Origin of the sequence: Sphingomonas crusticola, assembly GCF_003391115.1 — a bacterium.
Classification (GTDB): Bacteria; Pseudomonadota; Alphaproteobacteria; order Sphingomonadales; family Sphingomonadaceae; genus Sphingomonas_I; species Sphingomonas_I crusticola.
Window position 1 is genome coordinate 2,621,351 of the sequence record NZ_QTJP01000001.1, and the last position, 20,531, is coordinate 2,641,881.

General features: G+C 65.3%; 18 protein-coding genes. 4 read left to right on the plus strand and 14 right to left on the minus strand.

All coding sequences use genetic code 11. From position 1 onward, the window contains the following. The first annotated feature begins 26 nt into the window (after nt 1–26). Nucleotides 27–1,484: a D-alanyl-D-alanine carboxypeptidase/D-alanyl-D-alanine endopeptidase gene (gene dacB / locus DX905_RS12485; RefSeq protein ID WP_116091635.1), complete on the plus strand. Its 1,458-nt coding sequence runs from the start codon at nt 27–29 to the stop codon at nt 1,482–1,484. A gap of 908 nt (nt 1,485–2,392) precedes the next feature. Here dacB and DX905_RS12490 read toward each other — a convergent pair. Next, nucleotides 2,393–2,836 carry a GNAT family N-acetyltransferase gene (locus tag DX905_RS12490; protein ID WP_162875599.1) on the minus strand — a complete coding sequence of 148 codons (444 nt, stop codon included), beginning with the start codon at nt 2,834–2,836 and terminating at the stop codon, nt 2,393–2,395. Nucleotides 2,837–3,039: 203 nt separating this feature from the next. Here DX905_RS12490 and DX905_RS12495 point away from each other — a divergent pair, with 203 nt between their 5' ends. Beyond that, the gene (locus DX905_RS12495; RefSeq protein ID WP_116091636.1) at nt 3,040–3,414 is read left to right on the plus strand and encodes an endonuclease domain-containing protein; all 375 of its coding nucleotides are present in this window, start codon (nt 3,040–3,042) and stop codon (nt 3,412–3,414) included. Nucleotides 3,415–3,615: 201 nt separating this feature from the next. Here the strand turns inward: DX905_RS12495 and DX905_RS12500 are convergent, their stop codons facing one another. From DX905_RS12500 to DX905_RS12520, 5 genes are all read right to left on the minus strand, one after another. Continuing rightward, nucleotides 3,616–4,659: a serine hydrolase domain-containing protein gene (locus DX905_RS12500; protein ID WP_116091637.1), complete on the minus strand. Its 1,044-nt coding sequence runs from the start codon at nt 4,657–4,659 to the stop codon at nt 3,616–3,618. After that, nucleotides 4,656–6,131 carry an MFS transporter gene (locus DX905_RS12505; protein WP_240320841.1) on the minus strand — a complete coding sequence of 492 codons (1,476 nt, stop codon included), beginning with the start codon at nt 6,129–6,131 and terminating at the stop codon, nt 4,656–4,658. Before DX905_RS12505 ends, DX905_RS12500 begins: the two co-directional genes overlap by 4 nt. A gap of 131 nt (nt 6,132–6,262) precedes the next feature. Further along, a complete protein-coding gene (locus DX905_RS12510; RefSeq protein ID WP_116091638.1) occupies nt 6,263–9,247 on the minus strand; it encodes a TonB-dependent receptor domain-containing protein in 2,985 nt (994 codons plus the stop codon). A 194-nt stretch (nt 9,248–9,441) separates the two neighbouring features. Continuing rightward, entirely contained in the window at nt 9,442–10,236 is a 795-nt protein-coding gene (locus DX905_RS12515; RefSeq protein ID WP_162875600.1) for a LytR/AlgR family response regulator transcription factor, read from the minus strand. Then, on the minus strand, nt 10,233–11,336 hold the full coding sequence (locus tag DX905_RS12520) for a sensor histidine kinase (RefSeq protein WP_116091640.1): 1,104 nt from the start codon (nt 11,334–11,336) through the stop codon (nt 10,233–10,235). Before DX905_RS12520 ends, DX905_RS12515 begins: the two co-directional genes overlap by 4 nt. A 172-nt stretch (nt 11,337–11,508) precedes the next feature. Between DX905_RS12520 and DX905_RS12525 the strand changes: the two genes are divergently transcribed. Continuing rightward, nucleotides 11,509–12,186 carry a TetR/AcrR family transcriptional regulator gene (locus tag DX905_RS12525; protein WP_116091641.1) on the plus strand — a complete coding sequence of 226 codons (678 nt, stop codon included), beginning with the start codon at nt 11,509–11,511 and terminating at the stop codon, nt 12,184–12,186. Here DX905_RS12525 and DX905_RS12530 read toward each other — a convergent pair. The 4 genes from DX905_RS12530 to DX905_RS12545 form a co-directional block, all read right to left on the minus strand. After that, nucleotides 12,170–13,105, minus strand: a complete 936-nt coding sequence (locus DX905_RS12530; RefSeq protein WP_116091642.1) for an electron transfer flavoprotein subunit alpha/FixB family protein — start codon at nt 13,103–13,105, stop codon at nt 12,170–12,172. The two genes, DX905_RS12525 and DX905_RS12530, sit on opposite strands and share 17 nt — an antisense overlap. Then, on the minus strand, nt 13,102–13,851 hold the full coding sequence (locus tag DX905_RS12535) for an electron transfer flavoprotein subunit beta/FixA family protein (RefSeq protein ID WP_116091643.1): 750 nt from the start codon (nt 13,849–13,851) through the stop codon (nt 13,102–13,104). Before DX905_RS12535 ends, DX905_RS12530 begins: the two co-directional genes overlap by 4 nt. A gap of 244 nt (nt 13,852–14,095) precedes the next feature. Further along, nucleotides 14,096–15,295, minus strand: coding sequence for an ADP-forming succinate--CoA ligase subunit beta (sucC, locus tag DX905_RS12540; RefSeq protein WP_116091644.1), 1,200 nt, complete (start codon nt 15,293–15,295; stop codon nt 14,096–14,098). 77 nt (nt 15,296–15,372) lie between these two features. Continuing rightward, on the minus strand, nt 15,373–15,681 hold the full coding sequence (locus DX905_RS12545; protein ID WP_116091645.1) for a hypothetical protein: 309 nt from the start codon (nt 15,679–15,681) through the stop codon (nt 15,373–15,375). A 73-nt stretch (nt 15,682–15,754) separates the two neighbouring features. Here DX905_RS12545 and DX905_RS12550 point away from each other — a divergent pair, with 73 nt between their 5' ends. Beyond that, nucleotides 15,755–16,363 (plus strand): sterol desaturase family protein, encoded by a 609-nt coding sequence (locus tag DX905_RS12550; protein ID WP_116092536.1) that lies wholly within the window; start codon nt 15,755–15,757, stop codon nt 16,361–16,363. Here DX905_RS12550 and DX905_RS12555 read toward each other — a convergent pair. From DX905_RS12555 to crtY, 4 genes are read right to left on the minus strand one after another with little or no spacing between them, the layout of a single operon-like run. After that, nucleotides 16,348–17,298: a phytoene/squalene synthase family protein gene (locus tag DX905_RS12555; RefSeq protein ID WP_116091646.1), complete on the minus strand. Its 951-nt coding sequence runs from the start codon at nt 17,296–17,298 to the stop codon at nt 16,348–16,350. The genes DX905_RS12550 and DX905_RS12555 overlap by 16 nt on opposite strands. Beyond that, nucleotides 17,295–17,876 carry an LOG family protein gene (locus tag DX905_RS12560; protein WP_116091647.1) on the minus strand — a complete coding sequence of 194 codons (582 nt, stop codon included), beginning with the start codon at nt 17,874–17,876 and terminating at the stop codon, nt 17,295–17,297. Before DX905_RS12560 ends, DX905_RS12555 begins: the two co-directional genes overlap by 4 nt. After that, entirely contained in the window at nt 17,873–19,363 is a 1,491-nt protein-coding gene (locus DX905_RS12565) for a phytoene desaturase (RefSeq protein WP_116091648.1), read from the minus strand. Before DX905_RS12565 ends, DX905_RS12560 begins: the two co-directional genes overlap by 4 nt. Further along, nucleotides 19,360–20,514 (minus strand): lycopene beta-cyclase CrtY, encoded by a 1,155-nt coding sequence (gene crtY / locus DX905_RS12570; RefSeq protein WP_116091649.1) that lies wholly within the window; start codon nt 20,512–20,514, stop codon nt 19,360–19,362. Before crtY ends, DX905_RS12565 begins: the two co-directional genes overlap by 4 nt. Nucleotides 20,515–20,531: the final 17 nt, after the last annotated feature.

The following is a 20,531-nucleotide window of genomic DNA, read 5'->3' on the forward strand; positions in this document are numbered from 1 at the left end:
TCGGCTTCCGCTTTAGGTTCGCGGCCATGAAGTGGGGCACATTTTTCACCGCCATCCTGTTGCCGCTGGCGTCGGCATCCGCGCAAACCGCACCATCGCTGCAGCAGCGGGTTGAAGCCGTCCTCCATGCCGCGGGGCAGGGGCCCCGCTTCGGCCTGGTCGTCGCCGACGAGAGCGGCAAGGAGCTGATCGCGATCGATCCCGACGGCCGTTACATCCCGGCTTCGAATACCAAGATGTTCACCACCACCGCCGCCTTCGCCACCCTCGATGCGCTCGACCGGCCTGACGCGACCGGCGGCGCGGCGGTTCGCCTCGAAGACTATCGCAGGGGGCCGCCCGACGTGGTGCTCGAAGGCCATGGCGATGCCCGCCTCTCCAGCGCCACCGACTGCACCGTCGATTGCCTCGCCACCCTCGCCGATGCCGTCGCCGCCAAAGCGCGCGTCGTCCACGACGTGATCGGCGACGACAGCCTTTTTCCCGACGAGCGCTGGAGCCAGGGAATGAGCTGGAACAACATCCCGACAGGTTCGGGTACCGCCACCTCGGCGCTGACGCTCGACGACAATGAAGTGGCGATGACGGTCGCGCCGGGCGCGATCGGCAGCCCGCCTGTCCTCGCCCTTTCCGATTATTATGCGGTCGACAATCGCGCGGTCACCGTCGCCGGCGACAAGGTCGATCTCGATTATGATCGCGATCCCAACGGCCTGCTCGTCCATCTGCGCGGTACGATTGGCGCGACCGCCAAGCCCGAGCTGATCCACATGGGCATCGACGACCCGGCGCGGTACGCCGCCTGGCGGTTCAAGGCGCTGCTCGCCACCCGGGGTGTTAGGGTTACCGGCACGATCGATGTCCGCCACCGTCTGCTGCAATGGGCGGACGACGGCGCGCACCGCGGTGGCACTGCGCCGATGCGCGCGCCGCAGCAGCCGGTGCTGGCCAAGCTCACCCCGCCGCCGCTGGCGGAAGACCTCATTCACACCAACAAGGTCAGCCAGAACCTGCATGCCGAACTTTTCCTGCGCCGCGTGTCGCTCCACGACGGCAGCGGTTCGGTCGCGGATGGACTGGCGGTGGTGCGCGCGATGCTGGCCAAGGCGGGCGTGCCGCGGGCCGATTATGATTTCGCCGACGGCTCGGGCATGTCGAGTTACAACCGCATCGCCCCGCGCGGCACCGTCATCTTCCTGCGTTGGGTCGCCGCCCAGCCCTGGGGCGCGCAATGGCGCGCGACCTTGCCGATCGGCGGGCAGGGCCCGGGCACGCTCGCCCGCCGCTTCAAAGGCACACCGCTTGAGGGCAAGGTCTTCGCCAAGACCGGCACGCTCAACCAGACCAATGCCTTGTCGGGCTACATGATCGCCCGCAGCGGGCGGATCCTGACCTTTTCGGCCTTGGCCAACGACGTGCCGCAAGGCGTGGTCGCGACCAAGGCGGTGGAGGACGCCCTAAATCTCGTAGCTGCCGAGAATTAGGCGTACGCTAATAAAGCAGGCGGACAGCAAGAGGACCAGATGCGGTCTTCGGAATGGCAGGTGCTGTATCCCGTAAGACGACATTCTTGTATGATGGCGGCATGAAGTCAGACGCTAACACGTCGAAACCGCCGTGGCGTAATCTCGTAATCCTGCTTCTATGGGCGGCCGCGATCGCTCTGATTTTCGCTCAGTCACATGCGCTGCGGGCCGCTGCTGCCGAGTATCGGGCGTATGCCCGAGGTGCTCCCGGCATTCCCCGCGTTCCGGCCGATTGGTGGAGAGCGAGCGGTGTATTCGTACCGCTGGGTCTGATTGGAACTGCCCTTTGGATGCAGCGCGGCTGGCGATCCGCCTTGCTGCGGCGGCTAAGCAGGATTGGTCTCGTCATTCTGGTGCCGATTGCGTTCGTAGCGGGTCTGCTTGCGCTAGCTCGAGGTCCGGCAATGCTGGGAAGCGTCCGCTTGCCAAGTGGAGCGCGGTTCATCTTAGCCCTCGAGCCCATCCCCACAGATGCTGTATATACCCTTTATCGGCCGATTGGCCGCTGGGGCTTTTGGTGGCGGGAGGTTGCGAGACTGGATTACTCGGAGGATGGGCGTTTCACTGGTGACGAGAAGATCGTGTTATCCCCTGACTCCAAATGGCTCCTGATAGCGAGGGCTGGGGTCTGGACGGATTGCTTCAGCTTAGTCGATGGAAACCCAATCGGTTGTGGCGGGAGCATCCAACCTGACTGGTCAAACCCGAGCTACGAGGCTGATATGCACGCTAGATCTACCGAGATTCAGCGGCTGACGGGTTTGCGACCGCCCCGATCAACCTAGATACGCATCTCGATTTCAACGCCTCAAACCGGAAGGCTGCAAATCCAATAAATCTGTCGTTTTGGATAAGGGGTTAGCCATCTAAACCTCCGCATCATCCGCCGGCGGATTAAGCCACGTCGCCATCCCAATCGATGCGGGCGTCGTCGGCTCAAAGCCGAACTGGGCGTATAGATATTTGGCATCGCCATCGGCGATCAGGCTGAGATAGGCTTCGGCTGGCACGAACGCGCGCAGCCGCTCGACCAGGTTGCCGACGATCCTTTTCCCCAGCCCGCGCGCCTGATGCGTCGGTTCGACCGCGATATCGACCAGCTGATAGAATAGCCCGCCATCGCCGATCGCGCGCCCCATCCCGACCGCCACGCCATCCCGCTCGATCACGACGCCCAGCAGCGTGCCCGGCAGGCCATGCGCCGCCGCCTCGGCGCTGCGCGGCGTCATCCCGGCGGCGACGCGCAGGCGTCCATGCTCCGCCACCGTCGGCACGCGCTCGACCAGCCGATAGTCGCTCACCGTTTCCACAACATCGTCTCCGTCACGCGCCCTGGTCCGGGTAATGGCGTGCGGCCGCTCACTTGACAAACGTACGCACAAAGCGTACGGCCTCTTTCGCGCGGCGAGGCGATCGCAGGCGCCGGCTGTTTCTCATATTGGGCAGACGCAATAAGTGATCCTCCCCCGCCAGGGGGAGGTGGCGCCGCAGGCGACGGAGGGGGAGGGCGACGATGCGTCTCGCGGGTTCGGACAGCAGCCGACGCAACGCCAGGCGCCTACGCAGGGCGATGACGCCGCCGGAGGTCGGCCTGTGGCTTGCCCTCCGCGGCAACGACGCTGGCTTACGCTTCCGCAGGCAACACGCCGCCGGACCCTATGTCCTGGATTTCTATTGTGCCCCGGCCAAATTGGCGATCGAGGTCGATGGCGAAGCGCATAATCGTGGCGACCGTCCGCTGCGGGATGAACTGCGCGACGAATGGCTCGCCATCCAGGGCACGCATGTGCTGCGCTATACGGCAGTCGAGGTCCTGACCAACCTCGACGGCGTCGTGCGCGAGATCTTGACGATCGCGCTCGCGCGGCGCGAGCGATCCGAGGGCTGATCGCGGCCCGCCCCCTCCGTCAGGCTACGCCTGCCACCTCCCCCTGGCGGGGGAGGATTGGATTGCCGTCTCCTAGTGATCCTCCCCCGCCAGGGGGAGGTGGCGCCGAAGGCGACGGAGGGGGAGGACAGCGATACGCCGCGCAGGGCTCGACAGCAGCCGAGGCGATGCCCGGTTTCCGCCGTCCGCCCGTCCACATCATCAAGTTCGTTTCTGGTGTTTTTTTGTTTTGCGCTCGCTGGCGGAGGGCCAGGCCGATGCGACCACCGCATCGCCCGTCGCCCTGCGCAAGTCCAGGATCCCCGTCTCCCGATGCCGCGTCGGGTGGACCCGGTTGGTCAGCAAGGTCCACGCCACCCCGCGCTCGAAATCGACCCACAGGCCCGTGCCGGTGAAACCGGTATGGCCGATCGTCTCGGCTGAGCAAGCATCGCCGCCGTGCCAGCCGGCGAACTTCTTCTCCCAGCCGCAGGTGCGATCGTCGTGGACGGGGGTGCGGATCGCCTCCAGCATTCTTGGCGTGGCACCGCTACCGTCGAGCAGGCCTTGCGCGAAGCCCAACACGCCTTCGACCGTGCCGAACAGCCCGGCATGACCGGTGGCACCGCCCAGCGCGAAGCAATTCTCGTCATGCACCTCGCCCTTGATGACGCGCCCGCGCCACGAACAGGCTTCGGTTGCCACGGCAGGGCCCGGGGGCGGGCCGTAGCTCAGGCCTTGCCCCAACGGCCACGCCGACAGCGGCTCGCCGGTAATCCGCTCGATCGCGATGCCGAGCAGGATGAAGTTAATGTCCGAATAGACTGGCGGTCCATGCCGCCATTCGCGCTGCAGCACGAACGCGCGCAGCCGCCCGGGATCGCCGCCATAGGTGTAAATCGGCTCGACCGCGGGCAGGAAGGTGCGGTGGGCGAGACAGTCGCGGAAGGTCAGCCGGCGCTCGGCGGCATTGGCGACATCATATTGGCGCAGGTCGGGAATGGCGTCGATCAACGGCCGATCGAGGTCGATCCGGCCCGCTTCGGCCAGTGCCAGGATCATGGTCGTCGTGGCGATGACCTTGGTCAGCGAAGCGAGGTCAAACCAATGATCTTCGGTCAGCAGCTCGGGCTCGGGCAGCAAGGCCGCCATGCCGGCATGGTGCATTGCGCGGCGCCCATCGGCGTGGACGACGCCCAGCGCCGCGCCGGGAATCCGCCCCTCGGCGATTGCCGCAGCGGCCGGTGCGAAGGCCTCGTCGATCATGCCTCGGCCGGCCGCGGCTTCACGTTGACGATGAACGGCAGGAACAGGATCGCCGCCGCGCTCAGGCCGCCCGACAGCCAGAAAAAGCCGTCATAGCCGATCTGCTGCTGGATCGATCCCGCCGCGCCCGCCAGCAGCCGGGGCAGCAGGAAGGCGAAGCCCGACAGAAAGGCATATTGCGCGCCCGGGTAGCGTGGGTTCACCAGCAGCGAGAGGTAGACCACGAACACCGCACCCTCCAGGCCGTGCGCGAACTGATCGAGCCCGGCGGCGACATAGAGCACGAAATTGCTGGGTTGGGCATGCCATAACCAGACGAACACCCAATTTCCGAACGCGGATGCGATCGCGCCGCCGGCCAGTGCCGCGCCCATGCGCCAGCGCGCCGCCATCCAGCCGCCGATCGCCACGCCGACCATGCTCGACAGCAAGGCGACCGCACCGTCGGCCATCGCAATCTGGTTGAGGCTGTAGCCGCGCGCATTCCACAAGGGGTGCGATAGGGTCAGGGTCATCACGTCGCCCATCCGGTAGAAGGAGACGAAGGCGAGGACGGGCAGGGTCGCGTAGCCGAACCGCCAGAAAATATCGACATAGGGCCCGATCGCCAGCGAGCGCCGCGCCGGCGCCTCACGCCCCAGGCGGCGGATGCGCGGCAACGCCAGCGCCAGCCCGACGAACGGGAGCAAGGCGAGCGCGAGCACCGCCGGAGTGACATTGGTCCGGCTGGTCATGCCGGCCTGTGCGGCGACGTTGAGGATGGCCCAGCCGACCGCAGCGGTCGCTGCCAGCGAGGCAAGCAGGATGACCGCGCTCGCCACCAGTCCCGTTCCCAGCGCCGCCCAGCGGCTGCCTTCATGGCCCGCGTCGCGTGCGGTTCCCACCAGGATCGGGAAAGGCAGGAAGGCGGCAAAGGCGATGACGAGATAGGCCCAGGTCCAGTCGAGCTGGCCCGCCACGAACACCGCGCCACTGCCGGCCGCAACCATGGCGCTGCGGTAACCCCATAGATTGGCCGCGACGATCGGCCCTTGCTCCGCCTTGGTCGGCGCCAGCTCGATCCGCCAGCCGTCGGCGGCGACCTCCAGCGTCGTCGTCCAGAAGGCGAGCAGTACCGCGAACAGGGCGGTCAGCGGCAGGCTCCTGTCGCTCGACGTGAACGCCATTGCCGCCATCGACAGGAAGATGCCGAGCTGGGACAGCATGATCCAGCCGCGCCTTTTTCCCCAGAAGCTTCCGAAGCCGGGCACGTCGAAGCGGTCGAGTAACGGCGCCCATACGAACTTGAACGTCGGCAGCAGCGCGACCCAGGCGAAGAAGCCGATGAGCACGATGTCGATGCCATGCCGCGCCAGCCGCAGCGTCAGCACCGCATTGAACATGTAGAAGGGCAGGCCCGCCGAAAAGCCCAGCATCAGGTACAGGGCTAGCCGCCCGGGCGGCGCCTTCGGAGCAATCGTCGCGTCAGCCAAGACGCCCGCACCGGCCAAATCGAAACGTCATCGCCGCCCTTGTCGACGCAACCGCACCGCGCCGTCAACCGATCCGGCGGGCCGAACCGCAATCATGGTCGGGGAGGGGGTTTCGCCCCCTCCCGTTCCACTCAGAAATTCACCTCCACGCCGGCGTAGAGCATGCGGCCATAAGTGTCATACGTGTCGGCCACGGTTTGCGTGCCGGGGAAGGTCACGATGTTGGTGTCGGGGAAGACGGGCGGCTTCTTGTCGGTGAAATTGTTGATGCCGAAATAGAGCCCGATCCGCCGGTTCGGGCCGACATCATAACGCACCTGCATATTATGATAGAAGAAGGCCGGGATGCGCGTGGCATCCGGATCGGTGCGATCGTCCACCACCGGGCTGTAATAATTCATGCGGTAATTCAGGGTCAGACCGCCGACCGTGTAGGTCGCGGTGGTGAAGATCTTGTTGTGGAAGCCGGAGCCCAGCCGCCCGCAATTATAGCAATCGCTCTGGCCGACCTCTTTCTGCACCGGCGCGCCCGGGAAAGGCACCTGCTGCTGCTTGAGCAGGTGATTCCAGAAGACCGACCAGTCGAGCGCACCCGGCAAGCCCAGTCCGGCGAGACTGCGGCGCGCGTGGAATTCGACGTCGATACCCTCGACCAGGTTGGAACCGGTGTTGAGATTGAGGCCGTTGACCGCGGTCACGAAGCCCTGCGCGTTGCGGACGATATTGTTGCAGAACAACGGATCGCCGTTGGCGAAGCACTCGTCGAGCGAGGTCTGCTGGCCGATGAAGCCGATCGCGTCCTTCACCTTGATCCGGTAATAATCGACCGTCAGCGACACGTTGGGCACGAAGCTCGGCGTGAACACCACCCCGGCTGTGATCGTATGCGCCGTCTCCTGCTTGAGCGCGATATTGCCGCCGAGCAGGCCGCTCACGCTCTGGATCTGCGCGGTCGAGTAGGTGAAGCCCTGCGCGGTCTGAGATTGCGCCTGGATGCCGGGGATCGTCCTGCATGCCGCCGGCAGAGCGACACGCTGGCTCGGATCGACGATCGCGTCGTCGCCAATGCCCTGGCCCTGGTCGCACGGGTCGGTCACCGCCGGGAAGGTCTGGCTCGGCGGGGTGAACAATTCGCCGATATTGGGCGCGCGCGTCGCCGAGGCATAGACGCCGCGGAAGCGGATATCGCGGCTCGGCGCATATTCGCCACCCAGCTTCCAGCTCGCGACACTGCCGACGGTCGAATAATCGGCATAGCGGATCGCGCCCTCGACGCTGAGTGATTTGACCCACGGCCGGTCGGCCAGGATCGGCACGACCAGTTCGCCGAAGGCCTCCTTGACGTTGAACTTGCCGACGATGTTGGCCAGCTGGTTGCCGAGGCCGATGCCCGCTTGCGTGTACGGATCGAACAATTCGGAGCTGCTCTCGCGGCGATATTCTACGCCGGCCGCCAGGTTGACCGGCCCGCCCGGCAGGGTGAACAGCGTGCCGGTGATCGACGCGTTGGCGACGTCCTGCTTGACCACGCCTTTGTAGCGGAACTCGACATGGGCTCCAGCCGTGATGCCGCCCAGGCTCGGGCCCGGATCGGTCTGCAGCCAGTTGGCCGCGGCGGCGCTGACCGTGTTGAAGCCGAAGATGTTGATCGGCACGCAGCCGGCGGCGCGCTCGACCGGGTCGCTGCACACGATATTGCCGCTGGCATCGCGCGTCGCGTTCAGCGCCGCGCCGTAATTGGTCGCCAGGGCATTCTGGCTATGGGTGCGGTCGGTCGTCTGGCTATGCTCGTAATAGGCGTCCCAATGCCAGTTTGACCCGCCGATCGCGCCCTTGAGCCCGGCGACCCCGCGATAATAATCGCGCTTCACGAAGCTGCTGCGGTCGAAAATGTCGTTGGAGCGGCGCCGGAACTGCAAATTGGTAACCGGCGTGAACGGCGCATCCGGCGTCGCCGCGGCTGCGCCTGCCGCATTGTACGCCGTCACCGCCGCCAGCAAAGCGGGCGGAATATAGGGGTTGCTCAGCGGAATTCCGGGATAGGGGCTGCCGTCGGGCTCCGTCACCGGCACCGGCGGGATGTTGCCGGTGGCCAGCGGCTCAAGCCCGTTTGCGGCCTTGGTGCGGGTATATTCGCCTTCGACATAGGCGGTGGCGAAGCCGCCCAGTTCGATATTGCCGATCAGGGCCGCGCTATACCGTTCCACCGGAAGCGACAGATAGCGGTCGTTATTGCGGTTATAGCCATCGACGTTGGCGCCCTCATATTGCTTCAGGCGATTGTTGGCGTCGAACGTATAGGTTGTCGGCCCGCGCAGGAACAACGTGTCGAAGCTGTACAGGCCCTGCGCCGCGTAGGAACTGCGATTGGGGTTGTCCGTCGCCGAAAAGCTGCGCTCGCGTGAGCGCAGACCATGGTCCTTGTCGTAACTGAAATTGACGATCAGGTGGCCGGTATCGCCCGCGAAGGATTGGCCGGCGGTGAGGCTGCCGAACTGGCGGGCCGCGTCTCCCTTGTCGGATAGCGTGCTTTGCGCGCGCAACCGGACGCCGTCGAACCGGTCCTTGAGGATGAAATTGGCAACGCCTGCAATCGCCTCCGAACCATAGACCGCGGAGGCGCCGCCGGTGACGATTTCGACCCGATCGACGAAGTCGCTCGGGATATTGTTGAGATCGGTCGCCGACGAGCCCGGAAAACCAACCGAGCGCTTGCCGTTGATCAGGACAAGCGTGCGCTGCGAACCGTGGTTGCGCAGGTTGAGCGTCGCCGTGCCATTGCCGGTGGTTGCGAAATTGGTGTCGGACCGCGACGCATTCTGCCCCACCGCCGGAAGCTGGGAAATTGCATCCTGGATGTTGGTCGCGCCGCTTTCCTCGATCGCGGCATTGTTGAGTACGGCGGCGGGTACGGTCGACTGCAACGTGGTGCGCGCGAGGCGCGATCCGGTCACCACGATCTCCTGTGTGTCGACATTGGCGGTTGGGGCCGCAGGCGGTGTCGCCGACGCGGCATCCTGTGCGTGGGCCGGCGCCGCGCTGAGCGCAGAGGCGATGGCGAGCAAGGCGGTGCCGGCGTACAGGAAAGCCGGCCGGGCGGCGGGCAGATATGGCATGGTTGCAGTCCCTTGTTGGCGTGCCGCGTGTCGACAGATCGACGGGCGCGGAATGGGCTGGGGCTACAAGTATGCGGCGTCCGAACAAACGACGATGTGAATACATCATGAAAATCGATCGTCGGCGCGTGAGTTATACAACAGTTGATTTACAAGGATGTGCATCGACCTTGCGAATACCCATCCGGTTCAGTTTACGACGGCGTAAAGCTTTTGTTGGCATGCTTGAGAAGGTCTGCTCGATACAGTCTTCCAAGCGGCACTTCTTCGCCGTGTGTTAGCACCAACGTATAGCCGCCGGCGGCCTTGCGCCGGATTTTGGCGATCAGGTCGAGTCGCAGGACATACGAACGATGCACGCGCATGAAGCGGCCGGGGTCGAGGCGGGCCGCGATCGATCCGATCGACGCGCGGTGCAGGAAGCTCTGGCTGCCGATGAAGAGGCGGACATATTCTCCTTCCGCGCGCACCAGTTCGACCTCGTCGAGATCGACCCGCACCCGCTCCGCGCGGCGGTGCACCCAGATCTCATTGGCCGGGGTGCCGATCTCGCGCCCCTCGGCTCGCAACGTGTCGAGCTGGTCGGCCAGTTCGCTCAGCCGGCGTCGCGCGTCGCGCTGATCGCGGACGTCGCGCAACCGGCCGACCGCGGTCTCCAGGCGGGAAAAGCGGACCGGCTTGATCAGGAAGTCGATCGCGCCCGTGTCGAACGCATGCGCCGCGAACTGTGGGAAGGCGGTGACGAACACGATCAGCGGCGGTGTAGCCGCGCCAGGGTTGGCTGCCAGTGCCTCCACCACGTCAAAACCGTCGAGCGCCGGCATTTCGATATCCAGGAAGATCGCATCCGGAGAGGTGCGGGCTACCAGGGCGAGAGCGTCGCGCCCGTTCTGCGCGGTGCCTTCGACACGAATGCCGTCGATGCGCCCCAGCATCCTCACCAGCCGCTCGACCGCAAGCAGCTCGTCGTCGCATACCGCCACCCTCATGGCACCGCTCCGCCCGTCGCGGGCATGAGCAAGCGGACGTAGAAGCCGTCGGCATCCGATACGGCCAGGCAGCGGCATGCGCCGGGGTAACGCATCGTCAGCCGCTCATCGACGTTGGCGAGTCCGATCCCGGGCGGCCCCCGCATCTGGCCGGCGGCATCGCCGAAACTGTTGCGGATGACGAGTTCCAGGTTTTTACCGACCTGGCGGGCGACGATCCGAAGCTCGATCGGCGTGGTGCTCTTGCGCACCGCGTGCTTGATCACGTTTTCGATCAGCGGCTGCGTGATCAGGCTCGGCACGAGCAGGGCGCGCAATTCGTCGGGCACATCGACTTCCACCAGCAGGCGTTTGGGGAAGCGCGCAGCCTCGATGCTGAGATAGAGCTGCTGCAGCTCCAGCTCACGCCACAAGGGAATGTCGTCCTCGGGATTGAGCAACAATGTCGTGTGCAGGAAATCCGACAGGTTTTCGACCATCGCTTCGGCCTCGGCGGTCTCCCTGCGACCGACGAGGGAAGCAATCGAATTGAGGGTGTTGAACATGAAGTGCGGATTGATCTGGTACCGCAGCGCCTTGATCTGCGCCGATTGCGCAACCGCCCGCAGCAGCGCCAGCCGGCGGTCGCGTTCACGCAGGTCGGCATTGTAATAGATGACCAGCAGCAGCGCTGCTATCGCGCCATAGGTCCAGAACCAGACGGTCGTCGCCGCAAGATAAGAGGCGATACTGGCCCGCTTCATCGATTCTTCCGGCATAAGGATCGAGAACAGGCCGAAATTGGCGAGCGCGTGGAGGAGCGACCCGGCCACCGCCGTTATCCCGGCCATGGTGATGCGCAGCCCGAGCGGTGTCTCGCGCAGCTTGCGCAACAGCAACGCCATACCGATCGACAACAAGATGCCGATCGTCGTCACGCAGGCGCGCGCGGCCAATTCGGACCAGGTCATTACCGGCATGCCGGCCGCCTTCTCCGCCGCGGCCATCTGGGCGGTCAGCAATGCGAACTGCGTCATCCAGGCCAGCAAGATCGCGAGTATGGCAATCCGGTTCGGGGACAGCCCGCCATTGCTCTCCTGCCCCAGTTCGATCTGCGCCATACCCCTTGCTACGGGCTATCCCCGTCTCGCGTAAACAGCGCGCCGTGCCGTTGGTGGGCGGCGCATGGCCGTTGGTGAGGTGGAGCGTCACGCTTCGTCGCTTGGCGCGCAAGGCAGGGGTGTTCACGGCATCGTGCATCTATCGGCGCGCGCTTGACGATATTCTCCGCGCATGACCCAGGGCCGACCCGACGACGGACAATATGGCGCACGACGGCGCGCGCTTGCGGCAGCACGGGAAGTGCTGCGCGACCAGGCTTATGGCAGCTTCTCGGTCGAGCGCGTGGCACGCCTTGCCGGCCTCAGCCGCCGCACCTTGTACAATCAGTTCGAGGATCGGGCCGAACTGTATCGCATCGTCCGTCTCGAGCTGGTCGTGGAAGTGGAAACGGTGCTGCCGCGCGAAATCAACCGCAATTTGCCGCTGCGGGAGGCGATGGAGCAATTCGTTCGTGAAGCCTGGCTGGCCCTATCCGGCGAAGCCCACCTCCAGTTGCGCGGGGCGGTGGCGCGTGACGGGGCCGACCTGCCGTGGCTTTCCGAAATGTACCGCCAGCGCGTGGTGCTGCCGCTCGAATGGGCGATCGAGCGGTGCCTCGTGCGGCAGATTCATGACCATGGGCTGGCGATTGACGAGCCGTCCGCCCATGCGGAGCGGCTCGCCGCGATGGTGATGGTTGCGGTGACGCAGCCCTCGGCATTCCATCCGCACGAGATCGTAGCGATCTTTCTCGGCCGCCTCGCGGCGGGCGCCGCACCTTTCGAGGCTGACCATCACCGCGCCGGCTTTTTCGCGGCTCGGCCGGACGCGCCGAGGCGCGCCCCGCCGGAGTTCAAAGTTTCGCGGTAAGGTCCGGGATGATCTGAAACAGGTCGCCGACGAGGCCGAGGTCAGCGACCTGGAAGATCGGCGCGTCCTCATCCTTGTTGATCGCGACGATGACCTTGCTGTCCTTCATGCCGGCAAGATGCTGGATCGCACCGGAAATGCCGACCGCGACATAGACTTCGGGTGCCACGATCTTGCCGGTCTGGCCAACCTGATAGTCGTTGGGTGCGTAGCCCGCATCCACCGCTGCGCGGCTGGCGCCGACCGCGGCATGGAGCTTGTCTGCCAACGGATCGATCAAGGCGTGGAACTGCTCGGACGAACCGAGCGCCCGGCCGCCGGAAACTACGACACGCGCGGAGGTCAGCTCTGGCCGCTCCGACTTGCTGGTCTCGCGACCGACGAAGCTGGACAGGCCCGCATCGCCGGTGCCGGCGACCGGCTCCACGGTGCCGTTACCGCCACTCGCCGCGGCCTTGGCGAAGGCGGTGCCGCGCACGGTCAGCACCTTCTTGGCGTCAGACGATTGCACCGTGGCGACCGCATTGCCGGCATAGATCGGGCGTGTGAACGTATCCGGCCCCTCGATCGAGAGAACGTCGGAGACCTGCATGACGTCGAGCAAGGCCGCGACGCGCGGCGCGATATTCTTGCCTTCGGACGTCGCGTTGCACAGCAGCGCCTCGTAATTGCCCATCAGCGACACGAGCAACGGCGCGACATTCTCCGCCAGCGCCTGCGCATAGGCGGGATCGCTCGCGAGCAGCACCTTGGCAACGCCTTCGACCTTCGCCGCGGCATCCGCCGCCTGCTGGGCCTGGCCGCCTTCGCCGGCGACAAGTGCATGGACTTCGCCAAGCTGCGCTGCAGCGGTGATGGTCGAAAGGCTCGCATCCTTGAGCGCGCCCTCGGCATGCTCGATCAATACCAGCACGCTCATTGTGCGATCCCCATATCCTTGAGCTTGCCGACCAGCGCATCGACGTTGTCGAGCTTGACGCCCGCCTGACGCTTGGAAGGCTCGACCACCTTAAGCGTGGTCAGGCGAGGCGCGATGTCGACGCCATAATCCTCAGGCGTCTTCTGTGCCATCGGCTTCGTCTTGGCCTTCATGATATTGGGCAGGCTCGCATAACGCGGCTCGTTGAGACGCAGGTCGGTCGTCACGATCGCGGGCATCGCCAGGCTGACCGTCTCCAGCCCGCCGTCGACTTCGCGCGTCACCTCGACCCGGTCGCCGCTGACTTCGACCTTGGAGGCGAACGTGCCCTGCGGCCGCCCGCTCAGCGCCGCCAGCATCTGTCCCGTCTGGTTGCAATCGTCGTCGATCGCCTGCTTGCCCAGCATGACGATGCCGGGCTGCTCTTCGTCCATTACCGCCTTCAGCAGCTTGGCGACCCCCAGCGGCTCGACCTCGGCGTCGGTCATGATCAAAATGGCGCGGTCAGCACCCATTGCCAGTGCGGTCCGCAGCGTGTCCTGCGCCTTTTGCGGCCCGACGGAGACGGCCACGACCTCGGTCGCGGCGCCCTTCTCGCGCAGTCTGATCGCCTCTTCCACCGCGATCTCGTCGAACGGGTTCATCGACATCTTGACGTTGGCGAGATCGACGCCGCTGCCGTCCATCTTGACGCGCGGCTTCACGTTATAGTCGATCACCCGCTTGACGGGGACGAGGACCTTCACATCTTTTCTCCACAGCCAGTGCGGGTCAACGCCCGCCGGTCAGCACGGGTCCGTTAGCAGCAGCTTGACGTATAGGTAAAGCTGCTACACGTCTTTCATCGATCACCTACCCCGCTCATCCTGAGTAGCCACCTGAGTCTATCGAAGTGGCGTATCGAAGGACGCTGCTTCGATACGAGCCTTCGCTACGGCGCCCAAGCGCCTACTCAGTCTCTACGCAGCATGAGCGGAAGGAGGATTGGCCTCAGGCGGCCTGCTTCACCTGCGCCACGATCTTCTTCGCCGCGTCGCCCAGATCGTCCGCCGCCACGATCGGCAGGCCCGAATTGGCCAGGATTTCCTTGCCCTGCTGGACGTTGGTGCCTTCCAACCGGACAACCAGCGGCACCGACAGATTCACTTCCTTGGCGGCGGCGACAATGCCCTCGGCGATGATGTCGCAGCGCATGATCCCGCCGAAGATGTTGACGAGGATGCCCTTCACCGCCGGGTCGGACAGGATCAGCTTGAATGCCGCCGTCACCTTCTCCTTGGAAGCGCCGCCGCCGACGTCGAGGAAGTTTGCGGGGAAGGCGCCGTTGAGCTTGATGATGTCCATCGTCGCCATGGCGAGGCCGGCGCCGTTCACCATGCAGCCGATATTACCGTCCAGCTTGATGTAGGCGAGGTCGTACTTGGATGCCTCGACTTCGGCCGGATCCTCTTCGGTCTCATCGCGCAGCGCGAGGATGTCGGGGTGACGATACAGGCTATTCGAATCGAACGAGACCTTGGCGTCGAGCACGAGCAATTTGCCGTCGGTGGTCTCGACCAGCGGGTTCACCTCCAGCATCGCCATGTCGGTGCTGACGAAGGCGTCGTAGAGCTGGCCGGCCAGCTTGACCGCCTGCTTGTTGAGATCGCCCTTGAGCTTGAGCGCGAACGCAACGGCGCGGCCATGATGCGGCTGGAAGCCCTCGGCCGGGTCGATGATGATCGTGCGGATCTTCTCGGGCGTCTCATGCGCAACCGTCTCGATGTCCATGCCGCCTTCGGTCGATACGACCAGCGCGATACGGCCGGTCGAACGATCGACCAGCATCGAGAGATAATATTCCTTCGCGATGTCGGCGCCGTCGGTGATGTAGAGGCGGTTGACCTGCTTGCCGGCATCGCCGGTCTGGATCGTCACCAAAGTATTGCCGAGCATGTCGGTCGCGTTGGCCCGTACCTCGTCCAGCGTCTTGGACAGGCGCACGCCGCCCTTGGCGTCCGCGCCCAATTCCTTGAACTTGCCCTTGCCGCGTCCGCCGGCATGGATCTGCGCCTTAACGACATAAAGCGGCCCAGGGAGCTTGCCGGCGGCCGCGACCGCCTCGTCGACGCTCATCGCGGCGAAGCCCAAGGGGATGGCGACGCCGAACTTCGCAAGCAGTTCCTTGGCCTGATATTCGTGGATGTTCATGGGTGGGCGATTCCTGTGCGGACTCGGGGGAGAGGAATGCGGCGTCCTCTACACAGCGAAGTCCGCAAGGCAAAGGCTCAGCCGGCGATAGTACAGCCAATGGCAGCCTTGGTGGTGACGCTGACGACCTCCGGATCGCCGATCGAGGCCACCCGCTTCAGAATGTGCTTGGCGCTCAGCTTCTCGCCGGGCTTGCGCCCGTTGGTCAGTGCCTTGAGTTCCTTGAGCTGTTCGATCGACAGCCGGTCTGCCATCCGCTCCGCCATGCAGCCGGCGACGCGGGGCGCGACGCCCGCATTCACCAGCGCCGCTTTGACGCGCTGCTCGGGCGTGGCCATGCAGCCGGCCAGGGCGAGCAGGGGCAGCAGGATCAGCACGCGCTTCATGTTCGTCTCCCGGAATGGCGGCGCTAGACGCTTTGCCGCCTGACGGATGGATGAACGGCAGCAAGGCTCCTATATGGGGATCGTGTCGATCCTCGCTGGCCTTGTCCTGTTCGTCCTGACCGTCGCCGCGATGGAAGGCGTCGCCTATGTCGCGCATCGCTGGGTGATGCACGGGCCGGGCTGGTTTCTCCACGAAAGCCATCACCGCCCGCGGCTCGGCGCGTGGGAGCTCAACGATCTTTACGCCGCAATATTCGCGATACCCTCGTTCATCCTGCTGCTGGGCGGCGTCCAGCTGGGCTGGTGGCCCGGCTGCACCTGGATCGGCGCCGGTATCGCTGCTTACGGCGCCATCTATTTCGGCTTCCACGACTGGATCGTGCACCAGCGCCTGCCGGGACGGTTCGTCGCCCGCTCGACCTATATGAAGCGCATCGTCCAGGCGCACCGTCTTCACCATGTGGTCGAGACCAAGCATGGCACGGTCAGCTTCGGCTTCCTGATCGCGCCGCGGCCGGAAGTGCTCAAGGCTGAACTGGCGAAACACGGCCGGGCAGGAGTGCGTGCGTCCCGTCAGGACGCTGCTCCGAATTTTCCGGTTCGTGCTGAGCTTGTCGAGGTACCGCTCTCTTCTTCCCAAGACCAAAAAACTGTCCTTCGACAGGCTCAGGACGAACGGTAAGGGCCGGTCCGCGGGCGCGTCCATAAGCGCGGAGATCGAACACTGCCGCCAGTGCGCCTGAGCGTCTGCCCGAACGATTTCGCCACCCAGCCGAGCTTGGCCGCCTTGCTCGTCACCACCCGGTGATCCCAGGCATGTTCGCCGCGCCGCGCAACCTCGCGCGCAATGTCGCCATAGATGCCCGCCGCCGCCAATACCGCCCATGCGGAGCGGAACGGCAAGGCCGCGGCGCCGATCCGGGCGCTGGCCTCATGTTCGGCGGAGCGTGCGGCCAGCCGCTTTGCCAGCACCGCCAGCCGCGGGCGATAATGCGGCTTCATATGTTCGCCCGGCGGGATATCCATTTCGACCAGCCACTCGATCGGCAGGTAGCAGCGCTCGGCAGCATCGTCCTCGCTGATGTCGCGCGCGATGTTCGCGAGCTGGAAGGCGAGGCCGAGATCGCAGGCGCGGTCGAGCGTCGCCTCGTCGTCGGGCGCAACCCCCATTACCAGCGCCATCATCACGCCGACCGCCCCCGCGACATGATAGCAATATTGATAAAGGTCGTTTTCGCTGCGCGGCCGCCAGCCCTTGGCGTCCAGCGCAAAGCCTTCGATCAGGTCCTCCGCCAGCGCCGCCGGTATCTGGCATTCGCGCGCCACCACGCCGAACCCGTCGAACGCCGCATCACCGCTCGGCGCTCCCGCCAGAGCGAGCGCGGTTCGCGCGCGGATCGTGGCGAGGCGGGAGGCAGGATCGGCGACGATCTCCATGCCGTGGCCCATCTCCTGCCCGTCGGCGAGATCGTCGCATGCGCGGCACCAGCCATAAAGCAGCCAGGCGCGTTCGCGCGTCGCCGGATCGAACAGCTTGGATGCCATTGCGAAAGACTTGGAACCGCGCGCGATCGATTGCCGCGCATGATCGACCAGCGCCTCTCGATCGAACGTCAAAGCTCCTCCGCGCGCATGCTCGTGATCGGCTTGGCCGGCCGGTGCGCCGCCATCTTGTCGAGCAGATCGTCCAGATCGTCGCTTGCGATCAGCAGATCGCGATGCTGCGGGCGCAGGAAGCCGACATCCTGCATCATCCGCCAATAAGCGAGGATACCGTCATAATAGCCGGCGACGTTGAGCAGCCCCACCGGCTTGGAATGATAGCCGAGCTGCGCCCAGCTCAGCGCCTCCCACAATTCGTCCATCGTGCCGGTACCGCCCGGAAGCGTCAGAAAGCCGTCCGACAAATCGGTGAAAGCCTGCTTGCGCTCGTGCATCGTCGCGACGACGTGCAATTCGCTCAGTCCGCGATGCGCGACCTCCAGATCGACCAGCGCCTTCGGAATCACGCCGATCACTTCGCCCCCGGCCGCCAGCGCGCCGTCCGCGATCGCGCCCATCAGGCCGAGCCGGCCGCCGCCATAAACGACCCCGATGCCGCGTGCCGCCAGCGCGGTCCCTACATTGCGCGTCGCTTCGATATAGGTTGGATCCGCCGGGCTCGCCGATCCGCAATAAACCGCCAGTCGCTTCACAGGCCCTCCAGCATCAAGGCCGCCGTTGCCTTGGCCGATCCAACGACGCCGGGAATGCCCGCGCCGGGATGCGTGCCGGCGCCGACGAAATACAAATTGTGCAACACATCGTCGCGATTGTGCGTGCGGAACCAGGCCGATTGCGTGAGCAACGGCTCCAGGCTGAAGGCCGAGCCGAGATGCGCCTGGAGATCGTGCTGGAAGTCGAGCGGCGTGTAGCAAAAGCGTGTGACGATCCGGTCCTTCAGGCCCGGCATCAGCCTCTGCTCGATCTCGCCGAGGATGCGATCGGCATATTCCTCCTTGATCGTCTCCCAGTCGAGCGGTGCCTTGCCGAGATGCGGCACCGGCGCCAGCGCATAGAAACTCGAACAGCCTTCGGGCGCGAGGCTGGGGTCGGTCACGGTCGGATGATGCAGGTAGATCGAGAAATCCGCCGGCAGCACCCCATGCTTGTAGATGTCGGTCAGCAGCTCGCGATAGCGCGGGCCGAACAGGATCATGTGGTGCGGGATGCCCGGCCAAGTGCCCTTCACGCCGAAATGGATCACGAACAGCGACGGCGAGAAGCGCTTGCGCTGCAGTGCCTTGCTCGCCTTCTTGCCGCGCTCGCTGCGGCCGAGCAGGTCGCGATAGCTATGCATGATGTCGGCGTTGGTGGCGACCATGTCGAACGCCTCGCGCCAGCCGCTTGTCGTACGGACCGCGCTGGCGCGGTCGCCGATCGTCTCGATCTCTACCACCGGGTCGGCCATCCGCACGACCCCGCCGAGCCGCTCGAAATGCGTGACCATCCCGCGGACCAGCGCGTTGGTGCCGCCCTTGGCGAACCATACCCCGCCCATTTTCTCGAGCTTGTGGATCAGCGCATAGATGGCGCTGGTCGTCATCGGGTTGCCGCCGACCAGGAGGGTATGGAAGCTTAGCGCCTGACGGAGATGCTCGTCCTCCACATAGGATGAGACGATCGAATAGACCGAACGCCACGCCTGATATTTGGCGAGCGCGGGGGCGGCGTTGATCATGCTTTTGAAGTCGAGGAACGCGACCGCGCCCAGCTTCTCATAGCCCTCGCGATACACGCCCGCGGCATAATCGAGGAACTTGGCGTAGCCCGCGACATCGGCGGGATTGAGCTTGGCAATCTCGGCCCTCAACGCCGGCTCGTCGTTGGAATAATCGAAACTGACGCCGTCCGGCCAGTTAAGTCGGTAGAAGGGGCTGACCGGCAGCAAAGTCACGTCGTCGGCCAGTCGGTTGCCGGTCAGCGCCCATAATTCTTCCAGGCAGGCAGGGTCGGTGATGACCGTCGGGCCGGCATCGAAGGTGAAGCCGTCCCGCTCCCACACATAAGCGCGGCCGCCGGGCTTATCCCGTGCCTCAACCAGCGTCGTGGCGATTCCGGCGGATTGGAGGCGGATGGCGAGCGCGAGGCCGCCGAAGCCGGCGCCGATAACCGCCGCCGTCTTGCGCGTTGGATTATTCACTCCGCCTCCCTGAGCGCGCCGAGCGCGCGGCGCAAGGCCACCGGCGGCTTTCCGACAAATATCCGCGCCTTGTCGATCAGCGTCGACTGCCCGCCATAGAAGCGACCGATCAGGCCTTCGTCGAGCCGGTAGAAGCGTTCCAGCAGGCGGTAACGCTCGGGCGGGTCGGCGGCACGGAACAGCATCCGCGCCAGCAAGCGGTAGAAGCCACGCTCCTCCCATGCGTTGCGCGCGTGGCCGCGCAGCGCACCATAGAGGGCGTGCGGCGACAGGTACGGCAGCGCCGCCACCAGCGCCGCGGTCCGCACCGCATCGGGCAGCGAATAGCCCGTCATCGGCTGGAACAGGCCTGCCGCCATGCCGGCGCGCGCAACCCGGTCCCGCGCCGGCCACAGCTGTGCGAAATCGCCGCCCATCGCGATCGGCAGCGCCGCCACTTCCTGACGCTCGACTTCGGCGACGCTCCAACCTTGCGCCTGGGCATAAGCATCGATCCGCGCCTCGATCGCGGGCACGTCCAGCGTCGGCGTGTCGCTATAATAGGTATCTTCGACGAACATGCGGTCGGGTCCGAACGGCAGCAGGTATACGAAGCGATACCCCTCGGCCTGATCGACCGTCGCATCCATGATCACCGGTCGGGTCAGGCCATGCGGGCCGTTCAACCGCAGCAGCCGGCCGACGAACTTCTGCCAGCCGAGATCGATCACCGAAAGGTCGCGCGTGCCCCGTGTATCGATCACCGCTGTCGCGTCGATCCGTGATCCGTCAGCCAGCGTGGCACCCTGCGGATCGAGGGCTGCAATCGCGGCGGTGATCACGGCTTCGGGAGGGAGGGCGGCTCGAACCGTGGCGTCGAGTCGTTCCGACTCGGTCGAATTATAGCTGCCCGCAAGAGTACGGCGATGCCCGGGAAAGCGCACGTCATTGCCGCTCCAGCGATGGCAGACGAGGGGGTCGACAAGTGCGCGCTCCGCAGGCGCGACGTCGCTGTCGAAGAAGGACCAGATATGGTTGCCGCCGAGCCGCTCGCCCGCCTCGACGATCGCCACCTTCAGCTCCGGCCTCCGCTTCGCCAGCGCCAGTGCGATCAATCCGCCCGCCAGGCCGCCACCCGCGATCAGCAGGTCAATATTCGGGTTTTGCGCCATCGCGTCGCTTCTACCCA